This window comes from Shimia haliotis, from assembly GCF_900114415.1.
GTDB lineage: Bacteria > Pseudomonadota > Alphaproteobacteria > Rhodobacterales > Rhodobacteraceae > Shimia > Shimia haliotis.
In genome coordinates this window covers 432,535-449,581 of record NZ_FOSZ01000001.1, presented here as the reverse complement: position 1 = coordinate 449,581, position 17,047 = coordinate 432,535, and the positions used below count along the sequence as shown (strand labels likewise).

Below are 17,047 nucleotides of genomic sequence, written 5' to 3'. Positions count from 1 at the left end.
CAATTATGCAGTCCCTGAAAAGGTGTGATCCGAGATCAGAGAGGTTTGACCGGACCCAGCGGCACCACCTGCGCCGTCACGCCACCCTTGGGGGCAACAAAGCCCTGCGGTTTGGTCATCTCGTCCATCACCACGCGCGCCAGGTGCTGAGTGATGCGGTATTTCTGGGTCAGACCACGTGCCTCGGCCTGCAGCGCTTTTTCGCCGCCATAGCCCACAAGGCTCGCCTTGATCTCTTTCGGGCCGCGCAGAACCGCGCCGGTCACCGGATCAGTGATGATCATCACGAATTCAATCGCATGTACGCCGCCCACCGAATAACGGGTCTTTTCGGTCAGGGCGTGGAAACGTTTCAGTTCGATGTTCACGTTCACAGGGATTTCGCCCTGTACCTGCGTGCCACCAAGAACGACCGCGTCCTCAAAGATCGATTTCACCTGCTCATAGCGGTTGCCATAGGCGTCACCGCGCCAAACAATATCGCCACCAGGGTAATAGCTGTTGCGCTCAGACACTTTCAAAGTGGTCGGAACAACAACATTCATTCCTGCCAGTTGAAAGGACGGCGCCGGTGCCACCGCTTGTGCGGGCACAGTTTCATACGGTGCGTTACGGGACGCGGTATCTACGGAGCTGCATGCCGCCGCGCTCATTCCCAAAACCATCGCTGCAATCAGTCGAACACGTTTCATGTCCATCTCCTCGGGCCTTTTGGCCTCTGCTAACCTGCAGTGAGGTTCGCTTTGAAATGGGGCGGGAATACGTCACAGTCCGGACGATTCAGGGGAATTTAGTCAAATTGGACCTGATTTTTCCGAAAATTACGGCCCTAGTTGCGCTGCCGCGCCCGCCACCCGCCACGGCGTTTCGGGGCCTGCATCTGCACCATGCCTTCTTCCAGAACTGCGCTCATGGGGTGATCCGGCTCGGTTTTGGCATACTGCGAGATCAACACCGGCAGGGCCTCTTTGGGATCAAGATCCCCCCCAAGGCTCAGGGCCCAATCAAGGAAAATCGACCGGCACTCGCCTGCCTGAATGCCTTCGATCTTATAGCTCTCGGCGATCAGCCCCTTGGGGTCAAACCTGTCTTTGCCCAATTTTACTCTCCTCGCCACCGCCTCAAGCGGAGCCTGACGGCGCCCGCTCCAAAGCGTTCGTGATCGTTTCCGCCGCCCCAGCGGCCCCCGCGCCCATATCCGCGAGCAATCCGTCAATGTCTTCATGTCCGGTCTCCCGCAACAAAAACGCCCGCCCGCCGGCGCCAATGTCCTGCGGCACAATGGTCGACCCGCTCAGAAGCTTGGACGCCAGTTGCACCTGCCAACAAAGCCCGTATGTGGCCATCAACTCTGCCCCCTCTGCGGCGCTCAGCCAGCCATTCGCGACACCGGCCTGCAATCCCTCAGACACCGTGCGCCGCGCATGTCCCGCCAACAGCGCGCCGGTCTGGCTCAGCAACTCGATGTCCTGAAGGCGTCCGCCCCCGATCTTGGCATCCCAAGGCCCGTCCGGCGTCTTGGCTGCCGCAATGCGTTCGCGCATCTCCACCACATCCTGCCGCACCTGCGCCTGATCCCGCGCCTGCGCCAGAACCTCTCGGCGAAAGGCCTCGACCTCTTCCATAAGAGACGCATCTCCGACAATCGGGCGCGCCCGCGTCAGCGCCAGATGCTCCCACGTCCAGGCCTCGTTCAACTGATAATTCCTGAACGACGCCAGCGATGTCGCCACCGGTCCCTGCGTTCCCGAAGGCCGCAGCCGCATATCGACCTCATACAAGCGCCCCTGCGCCATCGGCGCCGAAAGGGCCGTCACCAAGGCCTGCGTCAGCCGCGCATAATATGCCCGCGCCGCTAAAGGCCGCCGGCCTTCCGAAAAATCCACGCCGTCGGCGTCATAGATCACGATCAGGTCCAGATCAGACGTGGCATTCAACCGCCGCGCCCCAAGCGATCCCATGCCCAAAACCATCGCGCCCCGTCCCGGCTCGGGCCCGTGCTTTTGCGCAAAATGCGCCACCACCGTGGGCCAGACCCCCGCAACCACAGACTGCGCCAAATCTGCATATTGGCTGCCCGCGTCCTGCGCGTCGATGATGCCACGTAAATGATGCACCCCGATCCGGAACTGCCACTCCTTGCCCCACCGCCGCGCCGTATCCAGCGCATGCTCATAATCCTCTTCCGCCGCCAAACGCTCCGCCAACTCGGCGCGCAACCCGTCCACACCCGGCCATTCGGTAAAGAACGACCCGCCAATCACCGCGTCAAACACCCCCGAATTGCGCGACAGATGCTGCGCCAAAGCCGGTGCCGTGCCGACAATGTCCACCAACAGATCAATCAGATGTGTGTTGGCCTCAAACAACGAGAACAACTGCACACCCGCTGGTAGCCCCTTCAGAAACCCGTCCAGCGCCAATAACGCCTCATCAGGGCGCGCTGTCTCGGCCAACCGCCGCAGGATTTCCGGCTTCACGCGCTCAAAGATCTCCACCGCGCGCGGGCTGCGCAGCGCCGGATAGGTCGCCCAACGGTCGATCACCGCCTGATCAAGCGCCTCGCTTGTCTCTTGTACTTCTCCGCTGGCATCCGGCGCAAAAAAGCCCTCCGTCAGCTCATGCACCTCGGTCAGCCGCTCACGCAGCTCCGCCTGCACCTCTTGAACATCGCGCCCCATCAATCCCGCGATCCGGCCCCAGCCATCCGGCGTTTTGGGCAACAGATGCGTTTGTGCGTCATTCACCATCTGCACCCGATGCTCCACCTCGCGGTGGAACCGGTAGTGATCCGCCAATGTCTCTGCCGCATCCTCAGGCACCCAGCCCTTCTGGGCCAACAAACCCAGCGCTGGGACCGTCCGCCGGTCGCGCAGACTGCGATCCCGCCCGCCAGAAATGATCTGTCGCGTCTGGGTGAAAAACTCAATTTCTCGAATGCCCCCGCGTCCCAGTTTCATATTGTGCCCGTCCAGCGAGATCGGCCCGCCAAGCCCCTTGTGCGCCCTGATCCGCAGGCGCATGTCATGCGCGTCCTGTATGGCGGCAAAATCCAGATGCTTGCGCCACACAAACGGCTTAAGCGTATCCAGAAACCGCTCGCCCGCCGCCAGATCCCCCGCCGAAGGCCGCGCCTTGATATAGGCAGCACGCTCCCATGTGCGCCCCAGACTCTCATAGTACCGCTCCGCCGTTTCCATCGCGATGCAAACCGGCGTCACCGCCGGATCAGGCCGCAACCGCAGGTCGGTGCGAAACACATAGCCGTCCCCTGTGATGTCATTGAGCATCGCCGCCATCTTGCGCGTCGCACGAATGAAACTGGCGCGCGCGTCGTGATAATCGTCCGGATCAAACCGCGTTTCGTCAAACAGGCAGATCAGGTCGATGTCCGAGCTATAGTTCAGCTCATGCGCCCCCATCTTGCCCATCGCGAGGCTGACCATCCCGCCAGCGGTCGGGATATCGTCTTCGGTCGCCCCAGGCAGCTTTTTGCGCCGGATCTCCGCGCCGATCGTGGTCTCAAGCGCCAACTGGCTCGCCAGATCGGCAAAGTCCGTCAGCGTGCCCGTGACCTCTTCCAGTTTCCAAACACCGCTCAAATCCGCCAGCGCCGTCAGCAGCGCCACACGTCGCTTGCCCTGCCGCAATGCCGTGGGCATCTGGTCCGGCGCTGTCTCTCTCAATCCCGCATAAAGCGCACGCACCGCCGTTTCCGGATCATCCAGAGCCTCCGGAACCCACGCCGCTTCGCGCGTGATCAACCCCTTCAGGTAAGGCGACGACCCCGCGGTTCCTGCCACCAGCTTGCTCAGGTCAGCGGACAGCGACGGGATCAGGTCAGACGCTTCCTGGCCAAGGTCGGAATCAAAGGCATGCGGAAGGCGGGAGATGCGGCTTTCAAATGTCATGGCGCGACTTTGCGCAGCCCGTCAAAGGAGGTCAATCGGCCCTAGGGTCGCAAGCGCTCAAAAATCGCAATACCGCTTTGCACCTAGACCACACCCTGCCCCGTCAAGGGCGTGTCCTGACTGAACGAGTTGACCCAGACACCGGCGCGCCGCTCCCACAAAGAACTGACCAGCATCACCTCGCGCTCGCTCCCTTCAACCCGCAGATAGTCCGCGCGATAGATCAAAATGGCGGCGCCGTCGCTCACTTGGCGCAGCTGCACTTCGCTCAAGGCGTACTCCGCCACCGTGCTGCCACCGTCCAACTGCCCGACATGGGCGTCCTTTCCGGCAAATCCGTCCGGATACACGCCGATAAAATCCTCCGTCAGAAGCGCAGCGTCCGTGGCTTTGTCTCCGGACACCAGCGCCTCCCAAACCCGGGTTTCCAGTTTCAGCAAGTCCGCCATCACCTGTTGTGACGTTTCCATTCTCGTCCCCTTCGCCATTCTTTGGCCCACAGCGCCAGCGACCGAATCTTACCGGCCTGACAACTGCCAAAATACCCCTATCTCTGCGCGCGTTGCGCAAATTTTTGCATTTCTCGCCAATCACACCGTCGCAATACCGACGCAATACCGACGTGATACAGCCCCCTCAACCCTCTGCAAAACAACAAGAATTAACGGCGAACCCAATAAAATGTAAAAAACATTCACATTCTCCCTTGCAATGCCCCGGCCCAATGCCAATCTTGGGTATGTAAACACGATTTACATCAAACGTCACACCGAACACCGGAGATACAAATGACACCTGCCGCTACCGCCCAACATGCCGACACACAGCACATGAGCTGGCTAGGCAAGTCCGAGGCCTGGCTCGACAGCAAAGGCAAAGGCGCTTGGATCGCCGCGATGGTCCTTGGTTTTGTCTTTTTCTGGCCCGTAGGTCTGGCCCTTCTGTTCTACATGATCTGGAGCAAAGATATGTTCAAGAAAAGCCGCCATTCCGGCTGCGGCCGGTCCCGCCGCATGCACACGATGCACTCGTCAGGTAACTCTGCCTTTGACAGCTACCGCGACGAGACCTTGCGTCGTCTGGAAGACGAGCAACGCAGCTTTCAGGACTTCCTGCAACGTCTGCGCGATGCCAAAGACAAAGCGGAGTTCGATCAGTTCATGGACGACCGCGCCAAGGCGGCCTCTGAACCGAAAGAGACCGAAGACGCCTGAGGCAAATTCAGGTAAACTGACCGGAGCGGCGCACCCGCCGCTCCTTTTTTTATTACTATCAACCTCCTAGAGGGAACCGAGAAAGACAATGTCGCACCGCAGCTTCACCCTGCCCGATCCCGAAATCCAGTCCGAGTTCTATGCCGATGTTCCGTTTAAGCGGTTTATGGCCTGGCTCGTGGACACCATTCTGATTGTCGTTTTCTGCGTTCTCATTCTCCCCCTGACCGCATTCACCGGCATTTTCTTTTTTGGTATGCTGATGCTCGTGGTGAGCTTTGCTTACCGCACCATCACGCTCGCCAACAGTTCCGCCACGTGGGGCATGCGTCTGGCGTCCATTGAAATGCGCCGCCTTGATGGCTCGCGCTTTGATCTTGGGACCGCGGTTTTGCACACGCTAGGCTACCACGTCAGCTTCGCTTTCTTTGTGCTGCAAGTGATCTCGATTGTCCTGATGATGACCACCTCGCGGGCGCAGGGTTTGACCGACCACATGATCGGCACAGTCGCCATCAACAAGGCCGCTCGGTACTGAAACGATCCGGCAATCCTTGTGAGTTAACCAATACGTCAGAATCCGGGGCTTGGCGCTCTGACAAGCTATTGCTATCGTGGAAAGTGACCCTATTTTCCGGAGCGCAATGCGCCATACATTACCCTTAACGCCCCAGTTCTACGTGACGGCGCCGCAACCCTGTCCTTATCTGGACGGACGCATGGAACGTAAGCTCTTCACTGCGCTGCAAGGCGACAGCGCGGCGTCGCTCAACGATGCCCTCAGCCATCAGGGATTCCGGCGCAGCCAGAACGTGCTTTACCGCCCCTCCTGCACCGATTGTTCGGCCTGTTTGTCCGCGCGTATCGACGTGTCCAAGTTCAAACCCAACAAGAGCCAGCGCCGCACCATGCGCCGCAATCTCGGGCTGCAACGCCGCGCAACATCGCCATGGGCGACAGAAGAACAATTCGACCTCTTCCGCACCTATCTGGATCAGCGCCACTCGGATGGCGGCATGGCCGATATGGATGTATTCGAATTCGCCGCAATGATCGAAGAAACCCCGATCCGGTCACGCGTTGTGGAATACACCGACAGCGAAAGCCGCGATCTGGTGGGGGTCTCGCTGACCGATGTGCTAGAGGACGGCCTGTCGATGGTCTATTCCTTCTACACGCCCGAACGCCATCAGCAATCGCTTGGCACCTATCTGATCCTTGATCACATCGAGATCGCGCGCGAGGCCGGCCTGCCCTATGTCTACCTTGGTTACTGGGTGCCCGGCAGCGACAAGATGCACTACAAATCCCGTTTCGCAGGTCTTGAGGTTTACACAGGCGACGCATGGCAACCGCTCGGAGATCCCGCGCGGTTTGAAGACAGCCAGCACCCGCTCAACACCCCGCCAATCGCGGAACAGGTCGCCAATATTCAGCTTCCCGACATCCTCGGCACCCGCAAGTAATCTCCGCGGCTCCGCCCCCACGACCACCTGCGCAACCCGTATGCGCCGTGGCCTCTTGTCGGCCCCCTTACATCCGCTGCCCGCCTTGGAGCCTCAAACAGAAACGGGGGCCCGAAGGCCCCCGCTCAAAACTCATTTTATCTCCGGATCAGTTCCCGATCAGTGCCGGCAAGATCGTCACGATCGACGGGAAGTACCACAGGATCCCCAGACCAACGACCTGAATGAGCACGAAGGGAATGATGCCCTTATAAATGTGCCCGGTCGTGACCTCCTTCGGTGCCACGCCCCTCAGATAGAAGAGCGCAAAGCCGAAGGGCGGCGTCAGGAACGAGGTCTGTAGGTTCACCGCGATCATGATCGTCACCCATTTCGGGTCGAACGTGCCGCCATAGATCACCGGCCCGACAATCGGGATCACGATGTAAATGATCTCGAGGAAGTCCAGCACGAAGCCCAGCACAAACAGCACCAGCATCACGATCAGGAACACCGTCAACTCGTTGTCAAACGAGCGCAGGAATTGTTGGATGTAATGCTCACCGCCAAAGCTGATGACCACAAGGTTGAGAAGCTGCGAGCCGATCAGGATGGTGAACACCATCGAGGTCACTTTCGCAGTTTCGCGCACAATCGGCGTCAGAACCTTGCCGCGCATAAGAACCCAGCACCCATACAGGAAGCCGAACATCGCAAAGAGATAGGCCCCTTTGGCAACCGCAAAGGCGATCATGTTCTCAAGCGCCACATCTTCCTGATTGATCCGCAGGTCAAAGTTCACGCCCACGAGGATCATGACGATGATCGCGAATGTGGACCAGATGATCGTACCACCGGATTTGCCCTGATCTTGCAGCTTGCGATACGCCGCCAGCAGGATCGCGCCGCCCGCACCCAGCGCAGCCGCCGGTGTCGGGTTGGTGATGCCGCCAAGGATCGACCCAAGCACCGCGATGATCAGAACAAGCGGCGGGAACACCACGCGCAACAGTTCATTCTCACCCAACCGCTTGGCCGCTTCACGACAACCGTAAAGCGTCATCACAATCGGGATCACCAAATAGATCAGCGTCCAGCCGGGTGTGGTTGTCGGCGAGATCAAAACGATGTCGACCAGAACGGCCAGCAAGACACCCGCCCCGCCGATCAACAGCGGTTTCGGATCCTTGCTTGGGGCCACGCCGCGTGCCGTCGTCAAAATCAACGCCAGCAGCAGGAACCCGATTGCAATACCGGACCCGATCGGAGCAGCGGCCGCAACCTTCGCATCAAAGCGTTCCTGACGCTCTTCTGGCGACAGTTCACGCGCCTGCTCGACACCGCCGGCTGCGTCAATAGCCTGCTGCTCGGCCACAGCCGTATCCCAGGCTTCCTGACCATGCAGTTCGATCATTGCACCGGCACATTCCTCGCCCACGTTTGTCCGCAGGCTCGCGGTTTTGCCAGCATCCGAGAAGCTGTCCACCACGATGTGCTGGTTGCCAACCATATTGACCTGACCCAACAGGATCACACCGCCAATAAGCGCAGCCGGCACAATCAGGAACCACGTCATGCTCTCACGCTTGGTCACGGCTTCGCCCGTGCTTTCCCCAAATTCCACCGCGGGGGCTTCTTTCGGGTTAATCAGCGCATAGCCAAAGGCATAAAGCCCATAAAGCACCGCGAGCATGATACCGGGCAACAACGCTGCCTGAAACAGCGTGCCGACCGACACAACCGCCGGCTCACCAAGATAGGTCAGCGCATCCGAGCAGCCTTCAACCTGAGCGCGGTTTTCCTGCGCCGCAGAGTAAAGGTCGCCCGCCAGCGTTCCAAGAAGAACGATCACGATTGAGGGCGGAATGATCTGCCCCAACGTGCCCGAAGCCGCAATCACACCGGTTGCCAACTTCGGGTTATACCCGTGCTTGAGCATGGTCGGCAGCGACAAAAGACCCATGGTCACAACGGTCGCGCCCACAATACCGGTCGATGCCGCAAGGAAGGCCCCCACAACCACAACCGACACCGCCAGACCACCGGGCAACGGGCCAAAGACACGCGCCATAGTGGTCAAAAGGTCGTTTGCGATCTTTGAGCGCTCCAGCGTGATGCCCATCAGAACAAACATCACAACAGCCAACAGTGTCTCGATCGACTGACCCGCAAGAACACGTTCGTTCATCCGGTTCACGATAAAGCTCAGGTTGCGGTCCATCGCGGTTTCCCAACCGGCTTCAAACACCGGTTTGGCCACGGTTGGAAGATCAGGATACCTGAATATCGAGACCGTATCCGCCTTGACCCCACTCGCGATCAAGTCGCGATACAGGACCGAGCTTGTGTCAATCGCCTGGTGGATCAGGATGCCGGCACTGTCCAGTGCGGCGATGATGCCAAACGAGATGACCCCTGCGCCACCAATGGCAAACGCCACCGGAAAGCCAGACAGGATGCCCCCGAAGAGGCAGAGAAAGACGATAATCAGGCCGATTTCGACCCCATCAAGTCCAAATAGCATAGTTTCTGCCCCTTAAATCAGTGCGTGCCTTCATAGGCTTCTTCGCCTTCGCCCAGCGAGTCGCGGTCAAGATACTTGCCCTCGCTCTCAGGACCTTCCTTGCGCTCAAGATACGAGCGATAGAAGAAGGCGATTGCTTGCAGGAACACCATGCCTGCAAAAGCCACCAGAAGAACTTTGAATAGGAAATAGGCGTTGAACCCGTTCGGCGAGAAGCCGATGGTTTCCACGTTCCATTTCAGGATGCGTGCCTTTTTCTCCAGCAGGCTCAGCTTGTCAGAAGCCGACACCTTCGGGGTCACAAGGTGACGCCACAGGAAGAACCAGCCATACATCCACGTCAGCACCGCCGCCGGCATCATGAACACCAGAGACCCGAACATGTCGATGGTCCGCTTGGCGCGATAGCTGATCGCCGAATACACGAGATCCACCCGCACGTGTCCACCTTGCACAAAGGTATAGGTCGCACACAGGCTCACGATCATCGCGTTATACAGCTTCAGCTCTTCAGCCCACCAGCTCACATCATACGTCAGCCAGTCCACACCGAAGATCAGCGAAATCTCGGCGACCGAGAAAATGCGCTGCATGAAGATGATCATGATCTGTTGCAACACCATGAGCAAACCTGCCCAGGCAAAGAAGCGGCCTACCGTGTTGGCAAAGCCTTCCAGCACCCGCACGCAGCCCCACATAAAGCTGTTGCGCCACAGGCCAACGGCCGTGATCACCAGAAAGGCCGTAAAGACCACAAAGAAAAATTCTACCGAGCCACCGTAGTAGACAAAGCGCATAAGTGCCTGCTTGTCTTCAACGGTCTCAAGACCTCCAATCCAGCTCAGCCACTGGCCCGGGTGCGTGATCGCGTAACCCGTGTTGATAAAGGCCTGGCCGACATTGGAAAAGAACCAGACGATTGCGTCCAGCATTGTCCCCACATCCCCTTATTAGATGTTTCCCCGGAACCGCGTCATTTTGCGCGCAGGTTCCCCCTTGGAAAGTGGCCCCCCGAAGCATTCCGGAGGGCCAGGTTTTCTTGATCGCAGAGGGCCTTAGCCCATTACGCGGTCACGCTGGGCGCGGTATGCGCCTTCGGATTTCACGATCCAGCCGGAAGACGCTGCCATGGACTCTTCCACGGATGCGCGTACGCGGGCAAAGATTTCGTCGTCCATGTAGCCGTCCAGAGTTTCTTTGGCGGCAACACCCATCGCATCCCAAACAGAGTCAGGGAATTCCAGAACCTTCACGCCGCCGGCCTGCAGACGCTGCAGCGCTGCACCGTTGTTGTTCAGGAACTGTGCGAGGTTCCACTGGTGCGCAGCCGCAGCAGCAGTCTCGATGATCTTCTGGTGTGCAGGAGACAGGCTGTCATAGACTTCGCGGTTGGTTGCGAGTGTCAGTGCAGCACCCGGCTCGTGGAAGCCAGCGGTGTAGTAGAACTTGGTGATTTCCTGGAAACCAGCTTTTTCGTCAGCCCACGGACCGATCCACTCGGTGCCGTCGATCGCGCCAGATGCCAGCGCCTGGTACACTTCGGAACCCGGAAGGTTCTGAACCGATGCACCCATTTTGCCGAGCGCCTGACCACCCATGCCGGGCATACGGAACTTCAGACCCTGGAAGTCTTCGGGGCCATTGATTTCCTTGCGGTACCAACCGCCGGCCTGTGCGCCGGTGTTACCCGCGAGGAAGGATTTCAGGCCGAAGATTTCGCCCAGTTCGTCATGCAGCGCCATGCCGTCGCCGTGGTGGTACCAGTTCATCATCTCCTGAGCGGTCATGCCGAACGGAGCTGCGGTGAAGTACTGGTACGCAGGGTGCTGACCGGTGAAGTAGTAGTCAGCCGCGTGATACATGTCAGCCTGACCTGCGGTCACGGCGTCAAACACTTCAAACGCGCCAACCAGTTCGCCAGCCGCTTTGATTTCAACGGTCAGGTCGCCACCGGACATCGCGGTGATGGTGTCTGCTGCATACTGTGCCGCGTCAAAAACGCCAGCCAGACCGCGACCCCAAGAAGTCACCATAGTCAGGGTGCGCTTGCCTTGAGCGTATGCCGGAGCCGCCAGAGTGGTGGCAGCAGCGGCCGAGCCGCCCAGTGCAGTGGTTTTCAAAAAAGAACGACGATCCATAAAGGTATTCCTCCCAGAATTGTTCAGCCCGCCTCTCTCCCTCCAGAGAGAATCCGAGCGGATCGTTTCAGTGCCCAAACCCTAGCCGCCGCCCCTGCGTCATGGAATACCCACTACCGCGTAGAAACCCGAAAGCTGGGTAGATTTTCAGACCAATTCCCTGCGTAAAACTGCGTATTTAGCGCTCACATCTCCGGTTTTCGCGATTCGGACCTATGATTCGCCTTAAATCTTCCGTAACGAATCGCCATGCGCCGCTTTTTTCCGCATCTGGGCCTGTCTTATGGCCAAAAGCTGTTTTTGCTGGCCACCGTCCCGCTTTTGCTTGCGGTGGCGGCGATCTCTGTGCTCGTGGCGAACCAGTCACGGCAGTTGGCCGAACGCGAAATCGCCGCGCTGGAAACCCAGCTGATCGAGGCCAAGAAGGCAGAGCTGAAGAACTATATCTCCATTGCCCGCACGGCCTTTGTGAACATCTACGGCCGCGCCGCGCCTGATGACGATGACGCCAAACTGGCCGTCACCCAGATCCTGTCCTCCATGCTCTACGGTCAGGACGGCTATTTCTTTGTTTTTGACTATGACGGCAACAACCTCGTCAGCCCCCGCCAGACCTATCTTATCGGCAAAAACTGGCGGGGTCTTGAGGATCTGAACGGGATTTCCATCACCGACCCGTTGATCGAAATCGCACGCAATGGTGGCGGATATCACAGTTTTGACTGGACCAAGCCCAGCACCCGCGAAACCGCGCGCATGGTGACATATGTGGTCGGGTTGCAGGACTGGAAATGGGCCGTGGGCACCGGCATCTTTATTGATGATGTCCTTGATACGGTCGCCAGCGCCCGCGCCGAGGTGGAAACACGGGTGCAACGCACATCTTTCTATATTCTGGTGATCACTGTTGCCGCGCTGACGCTGGTGTTCCTGTCCGGCTTTGTCATCACCGTGCGCGAACGCAGGCTGGCCGATGCCAAACTCAAGGCGTTGACCCAACGGGTATTTGACGCACAGGAGGAAGAGCGCGGCCGCGTCGCGCGCGAACTGCACGACGGGATTTCCCAGCTTCTGGTCGGGGTGCGCTATGCGCTCGACAGCGCGCACCGGCGGCTAAAAACCGGAGACGCGCGCGGGCTCGACAGTCTGGACAAAGGCATCGAACACCTCTCCGGCGCCATTCAGGAGGTGCGCCGTATCTCCCGCGACTTGCGCCCTGGTGTTTTGGATGACCTCGGCCTCGGCCCTGCCCTGAAGGCTTTGACCGAAGACTTTGGCGAACGCACTGGCATTGAAACCGACTTCAACACGGTTGTTTTCCGCAACCGCCTTGATCAGGAAAGCAAAATCGCCCTGTACCGCATCGCACAGGAAGCACTGACCAACATCGAGCGTCACGCCAACGCCACGCGGGTCACAATCGACGTGCGTGGCCACAAACGCGGCGCCACCATGCGCATCGCCGACAATGGTCAGGGCCTGCCCCAAGACAGTCAGAACGAAAACCGCAACGCCGGCGGCCTTGGCCTGCGCAACATGCAAGAACGGGTCGAACAGCTCGACGGCACCCTGCGCATTTTCTCCTCTCGCAGCGGCACAGTGATCGTGGCAGAAGTGCCGCTGAGCCACATTCTCAAGCCAGAGTCGGACGGCTCGGACACATCAAGAAAGGCCAGCGCATGACACTCGATGCCCAAGCCTCCCCCATCCGCGTCGCCATTGTCGACGATCACCCCATGGTTGCCGAAGGCATCCAGTCCATTCTGGAAAGCTACGACGACATCTCTGTGGTCGGCACCCTGACCAATGGCCGCGAAGCAGTGGATCAGTTGCCCAGCCTGCGCCCTGACGTAGTGCTGATGGATCTCAACATGCCCGAAATCGGCGGGCTGACCGCGACGGAAATGCTTTTGGAACAGGATCCGGATCTGCGCGTCCTGATCCTGTCCATGCACGACAGCCCCGAATACATCTCAACTGCCCTCAGCCACGGCGCCATGGGGTACATTCTCAAGGATGTGCAAACCGAAGAGATCAAGACCGCGATCGACGAAGTGATGATCGGCAACCGCTATCTCTGCACCGGTGCCAAAGGTTCGCTGGAGCCACCCGAAGGCAACGATCGCGAGCCCCTCACCAGCCGCGAACAAACCGTCCTGTTGCAACTGGCGCAGGGCAAATCCAACAAAGAAGTTGCGCTTGAGCTCAATATCTCCGTGCGCACGGTGGAAACACACCGCAAGAACATCAAACGCAAACTCGGCATTTCCTCTACCGCCGGCCTGACCCGCTACGCGATGGAACACGGGGTTCTGCAAGGTACAGGCGTAGGTCTTTAGTCCGGACATACGGTTTCTGCGGCATTGAGGTTCGGCAAACTGCGCCGGCAAAACCCTGTCCAGGGTAAAAAAAGCGTTCCCGACTGCGCACCACGCCATCCCGCCACAAAGTGGCGCAAATCTGGGCCTGAAATCCGACCTCAAACCCAAGAACATCGCGATAAAATCCGATCTGACGCGCCAAATTGCTGCATGGCACGAATGGCGTGAACTGTTTCAGTCGCAACTCACCCCACAAAATTGCTTAAATTTCACAAACAACCCCACCACACGCAACATTCGCAAAGAAAATGTGCCCAAAACCATGTTTTTGCATTCGTTTCGCTGTTGACGCCGCGTTGCAGCGCCCATAAGGTCCGGTTCGAACCCATTAAAGGACCCCGACGATGCGGACGCTAGTCGTAATTGTGGAAAAATGGCGCATGGGCCGGTAACGGACACCATAACGGTACCCCATGCGCCCTCGCCGAAAAGCGGGGGCTTTTTTATGGATCAGATAAAGACGACGTCGATAAGCGGAGAACACGGATGACACGTCAAATGACCGGAGCAAAAATGGTGGTGCAGGCCCTGAAGGATCAGGGTGTGGACACAGTCTTTGGCTACCCCGGAGGCGCTGTCCTACCGATTTATGACGAGATTTTTCAGCAAAACGATATCCGTCACATTCTGGTGCGCCATGAACAGGGCGCGGTGCACGCCGCCGAAGGTTATGCCCGCTCGACCGGCAAGGTTGGCGTGGCGCTTGTGACCTCGGGCCCTGGTGCCACCAACGCTGTGACCGGCCTGACGGATGCGTTGCTCGACTCCATTCCAATTCTGGTTCTGACCGGTCAGGTGCCGACCTTCATGATCGGCTCTGACGCCTTTCAAGAAGCCGACACCGTGGGCATCACCCGCCCCTGCACCAAACACAACTGGCTGGCCAAAGACACTGACACGCTTGCAGAAACCCTGCACCAGGCGTTCCACGTCGCCCAATCGGGCCGTCCCGGCCCCGTGCTTGTGGACATCCCCAAGGATGTGCAGTTCGCCAACGGCACCTATACGGAGCCCAAAAAGGCCGACACCACGATCTATCAGCCGCAGACCAAGGGCGACATCGAAGCGATCAACGAACTGGTAGAGGCCATCGCGGTAGCGGAACGCCCTGTGTTCTACACCGGCGGCGGCGTGATCAACTCCGGCCCACAAGCCTCCAAACTGCTGCGCGAATTGGTTGAGGCCACAGGCATTCCGATCACGTCGACCCTTATGGGGCTGGGTGCCTACCCTGCGTCTGGTGAAAACTGGCTTGGCATGTTGGGCATGCACGGCCTTTACGAAGCCAACATGGCGATGCACGACTGTGATTTGATGATCAACATCGGCGCACGCTTTGACGACCGCATCACCGGCCTGATCTCCGCCTTCTCGCCGGGCTCCAAGAAAGCGCATATCGACATTGATCCGTCCTCGATCAACAAGGTGATCAAGGCCGACATTCCGATTGTTGGCGATGTGACCTCGGTGCTGACGGACCTGCTCAAAGTGTTCAAGGCACAGGGCAAACGCACCAACAAAGCGGCTATTGCAAAATGGCAGGCACAGATCGCCGATTGGCGCAAAGTGGAATGCCTCAAGTACGTTCAGGAAGGCAAAACCATCAAGCCGCAATATGCGCTTGAGCGTCTTGAGGCGCTGACCAAAGAGCATGACCGCTACATCACGACCGAGGTCGGCCAGCACCAGATGTGGGCCGCGCAGTATCTCGGCTTTGAGGATCCCAACCGCTGGATGACCTCCGGCGGTCTGGGCACCATGGGCTACGGCTTCCCCGCCTCCATCGGTGTGCAGATGGCGCATCCCGACAGCCTCGTGATCAACGTCGCAGGCGAAGCCAGCTGGCTGATGAACATGCAGGAAATGGGCACCGCGGTGCAATTCCGCCTGCCGGTCAAACAGTTTATCCTGAACAACGAGCGCCTCGGCATGGTGCGCCAGTGGCAGGAACTTCTGCACGGCGAACGCTATTCCCACAGCTGGTCCGAGGCCCTGCCCGACTTTGTGAAGCTCGCCGAAGCCTTTGGCGCCAAAGGCATTCTCTGCTCCGACCCCGACGATCTGGACGACGCGATCATGGAAATGATCAATTACGACGGTCCGGTGATCTTTGACTGTCTGGTGGAAAAACACGAGAACTGCTTCCCGATGATCCCGTCGGGCAAGCCGCACAACGAAATGCTTCTGGGCGAGGCCAACACGCAAGGCGTGATTCAGGCCGGCGGCGCGGTGATGGTGTAAGGAGAACAACGATGTCTGCTCTAAAAATCAAAAAAGGCTCCACGAGCCACTCCGCCTACAACCTGCGCCCGACCTTCTCGGACGAGCCCGAAACCCACACGCTGGCCGTTCTGGTGGACAACGAACCTGGCGTTCTGGCGCGCGTGATCGGACTCTTCGCAGGTCGCGGCTACAACATTGAAAGCCTGACCGTGGCCGAGGTCGACCACACCGGCCACATGTCACGCATCACCGTTGTGACCACCGGCACGCCGCAGGTCATCGAACAGATCAAAGCGCAACTTGGCCGTATCGTTTCTGTTCATGCGGTACACGACCTCACGGTCGAAGGCGCAAGCGTAGAGCGTGAACTCGCGCTCTTCAAAGTGGCGGGTGCCGGCGAAAAACGCGTCGAAGCCCTGCGTCTGGCCGATATCTTCCGCGCGAACGCCGTGGACAGCACACTGGAAAGCTTTATTTTCGAACTCACAGGCGCTCCTGAAAAAATCGACGCTTTTGCCGATCTGATGCGCCCGTTGGGCCTGATCGAGGTCGCCCGCACCGGCGTTGCCGCTTTGTCGCGCGGCGCTGAGTAAAGCAGTATTAGCAACGTGAAAGGGGTCGCCCAGCCGGCGACCCCTTTTTCATGCCATCGCTTTCGGCGAATTACTCAACCGCAGCCAGCGCATATCCATTTGTCGGAAACGGCACCACGTTGGATCCGCGCCGTTTGGCAACCGGCCTTGAGACCCGCGTGTTTGTGTCGTCTCCGGCGTGCCCTTGAAGGCCCGTATCGCGCCCGTTTTGTCGCAAAATGTCCGGCAAACTGGCATACTGGCCGCGATCAACCGGCATCGGGTTACTGGCATAGCGTCGATTATGTCCTTCACTGACGTCAAAGCGCACCAGATCCCCTTCGCCCAACTGGGCAAATTCACGGGATTTCAAGTCCTCTGTGCCGTTGAAATAGGCCAAATCGCCCTGATCTTCGCACCAGATCAGAGCTCTGTTGCTCTCCTGATCATGCCACAAAACTACTCCAAGCATTTGATCCGTCTCTCCTTTTCCCCAACTATGGATTTTCACAAATGTCGGTGACGCGGAACATGGTTAATTGACGGACAAACCCAACGAAATTGTGTCGAAAATTCTTGGCATAGACGCGAGGTTGCGTCACAATGACGCCAGTTAGCGTCAGTATCCGACGCTACTCA

15 protein-coding genes are annotated in these 17,047 nt (G+C 58.7%); 7 read left to right on the top strand and 8 right to left on the bottom strand.

Annotated features, from left to right (window positions below; translation table 11 throughout):
• Nucleotides 1-35: 35 nt before the first annotated feature.
• The 4 genes from BM069_RS02185 to BM069_RS02170 all read right to left on the bottom strand — a co-directional run bounded on the left by BM069_RS02185 (nt 36) and on the right by BM069_RS02170 (nt 4,381).
• Nucleotides 36-692: a DUF6778 family protein gene (locus BM069_RS02185; protein WP_212611503.1), complete on the bottom strand. Its 657-nt coding sequence runs from the start codon at nt 690-692 to the stop codon at nt 36-38.
• A 137-nt stretch (nt 693-829) separates the two neighbouring features.
• On the bottom strand, nt 830-1,099 hold the full coding sequence (locus BM069_RS02180; RefSeq protein WP_093319679.1) for a hypothetical protein: 270 nt from the start codon (nt 1,097-1,099) through the stop codon (nt 830-832).
• Between the two features lie 22 nt (nt 1,100-1,121).
• A complete protein-coding gene (locus BM069_RS02175) occupies nt 1,122-3,911 on the bottom strand; it encodes a bifunctional [glutamate--ammonia ligase]-adenylyl-L-tyrosine phosphorylase/[glutamate--ammonia-ligase] adenylyltransferase (protein ID WP_093319677.1) in 2,790 nt (929 codons plus the stop codon).
• Nucleotides 3,912-3,994: 83 nt separating this feature from the next.
• Nucleotides 3,995-4,381, bottom strand: coding sequence for a nuclear transport factor 2 family protein (locus BM069_RS02170; protein ID WP_093319674.1), 387 nt, complete (start codon nt 4,379-4,381; stop codon nt 3,995-3,997).
• Nucleotides 4,382-4,699: 318 nt separating this feature from the next.
• Between BM069_RS02170 and BM069_RS02165 the strand changes: the two genes are divergently transcribed.
• The 3 genes from BM069_RS02165 (at nt 4,700) to BM069_RS02155 (ending at nt 6,591) form a co-directional block, all read left to right on the top strand.
• The gene (locus BM069_RS02165) at nt 4,700-5,125 is read left to right on the top strand and encodes a DUF2852 domain-containing protein (protein WP_093319672.1); all 426 of its coding nucleotides are present in this window, start codon (nt 4,700-4,702) and stop codon (nt 5,123-5,125) included.
• Nucleotides 5,126-5,213: 88 nt separating this feature from the next.
• Nucleotides 5,214-5,663, top strand: a complete 450-nt coding sequence (locus BM069_RS02160) for an RDD family protein (protein WP_093319671.1) — start codon at nt 5,214-5,216, stop codon at nt 5,661-5,663.
• Nucleotides 5,664-5,769: 106 nt separating this feature from the next.
• Nucleotides 5,770-6,591 carry an arginyltransferase gene (locus BM069_RS02155; protein WP_093319668.1) on the top strand — a complete coding sequence of 274 codons (822 nt, stop codon included), beginning with the start codon at nt 5,770-5,772 and terminating at the stop codon, nt 6,589-6,591.
• A 148-nt stretch (nt 6,592-6,739) separates the two neighbouring features.
• Here BM069_RS02155 and BM069_RS02150 read toward each other — a convergent pair whose 3' ends face one another.
• From BM069_RS02150 to BM069_RS02140, 3 genes are all read right to left on the bottom strand, one after another.
• Nucleotides 6,740-9,094 carry a TRAP transporter large permease gene (locus tag BM069_RS02150; protein WP_093319666.1) on the bottom strand — a complete coding sequence of 785 codons (2,355 nt, stop codon included), beginning with the start codon at nt 9,092-9,094 and terminating at the stop codon, nt 6,740-6,742.
• Between the two features lie 17 nt (nt 9,095-9,111).
• A complete protein-coding gene (locus tag BM069_RS02145; RefSeq protein WP_093319663.1) occupies nt 9,112-10,026 on the bottom strand; it encodes a TRAP transporter small permease subunit in 915 nt (304 codons plus the stop codon).
• Nucleotides 10,027-10,149: 123 nt separating this feature from the next.
• A complete protein-coding gene (locus tag BM069_RS02140) occupies nt 10,150-11,232 on the bottom strand; it encodes a TRAP transporter substrate-binding protein (RefSeq protein ID WP_093319661.1) in 1,083 nt (360 codons plus the stop codon).
• 249 nt (nt 11,233-11,481) lie between these two features.
• Here BM069_RS02140 and BM069_RS02135 point away from each other — a divergent pair, with 249 nt between their 5' ends.
• The 4 genes from BM069_RS02135 to ilvN all read left to right on the top strand — a co-directional run bounded on the left by BM069_RS02135 (nt 11,482) and on the right by ilvN (nt 16,429).
• On the top strand, nt 11,482-12,915 hold the full coding sequence (locus BM069_RS02135; RefSeq protein WP_093319659.1) for a cache domain-containing protein: 1,434 nt from the start codon (nt 11,482-11,484) through the stop codon (nt 12,913-12,915).
• Nucleotides 12,912-13,571 carry a response regulator transcription factor gene (locus tag BM069_RS02130; RefSeq protein WP_093319658.1) on the top strand — a complete coding sequence of 220 codons (660 nt, stop codon included), beginning with the start codon at nt 12,912-12,914 and terminating at the stop codon, nt 13,569-13,571. Before BM069_RS02135 ends, BM069_RS02130 begins: the two co-directional genes overlap by 4 nt.
• 528 nt (nt 13,572-14,099) lie before the next feature.
• Nucleotides 14,100-15,854: an acetolactate synthase 3 large subunit gene (locus tag BM069_RS02125; RefSeq protein ID WP_093319656.1), complete on the top strand. Its 1,755-nt coding sequence runs from the start codon at nt 14,100-14,102 to the stop codon at nt 15,852-15,854.
• Nucleotides 15,855-15,865: 11 nt separating this feature from the next.
• Complete coding sequence (gene ilvN / locus BM069_RS02120; RefSeq protein WP_093319654.1) at nt 15,866-16,429, top strand: acetolactate synthase small subunit; 564 nt, start codon at nt 15,866-15,868, stop codon at nt 16,427-16,429.
• 70 nt (nt 16,430-16,499) lie between these two features.
• Here the strand turns inward: ilvN and BM069_RS02115 are convergent, their stop codons facing one another.
• Nucleotides 16,500-16,880, bottom strand: coding sequence for a S1 domain-containing protein (locus tag BM069_RS02115; protein WP_093319651.1), 381 nt, complete (start codon nt 16,878-16,880; stop codon nt 16,500-16,502).
• Between the last annotated feature and the right edge of the window lie 167 nt (nt 16,881-17,047).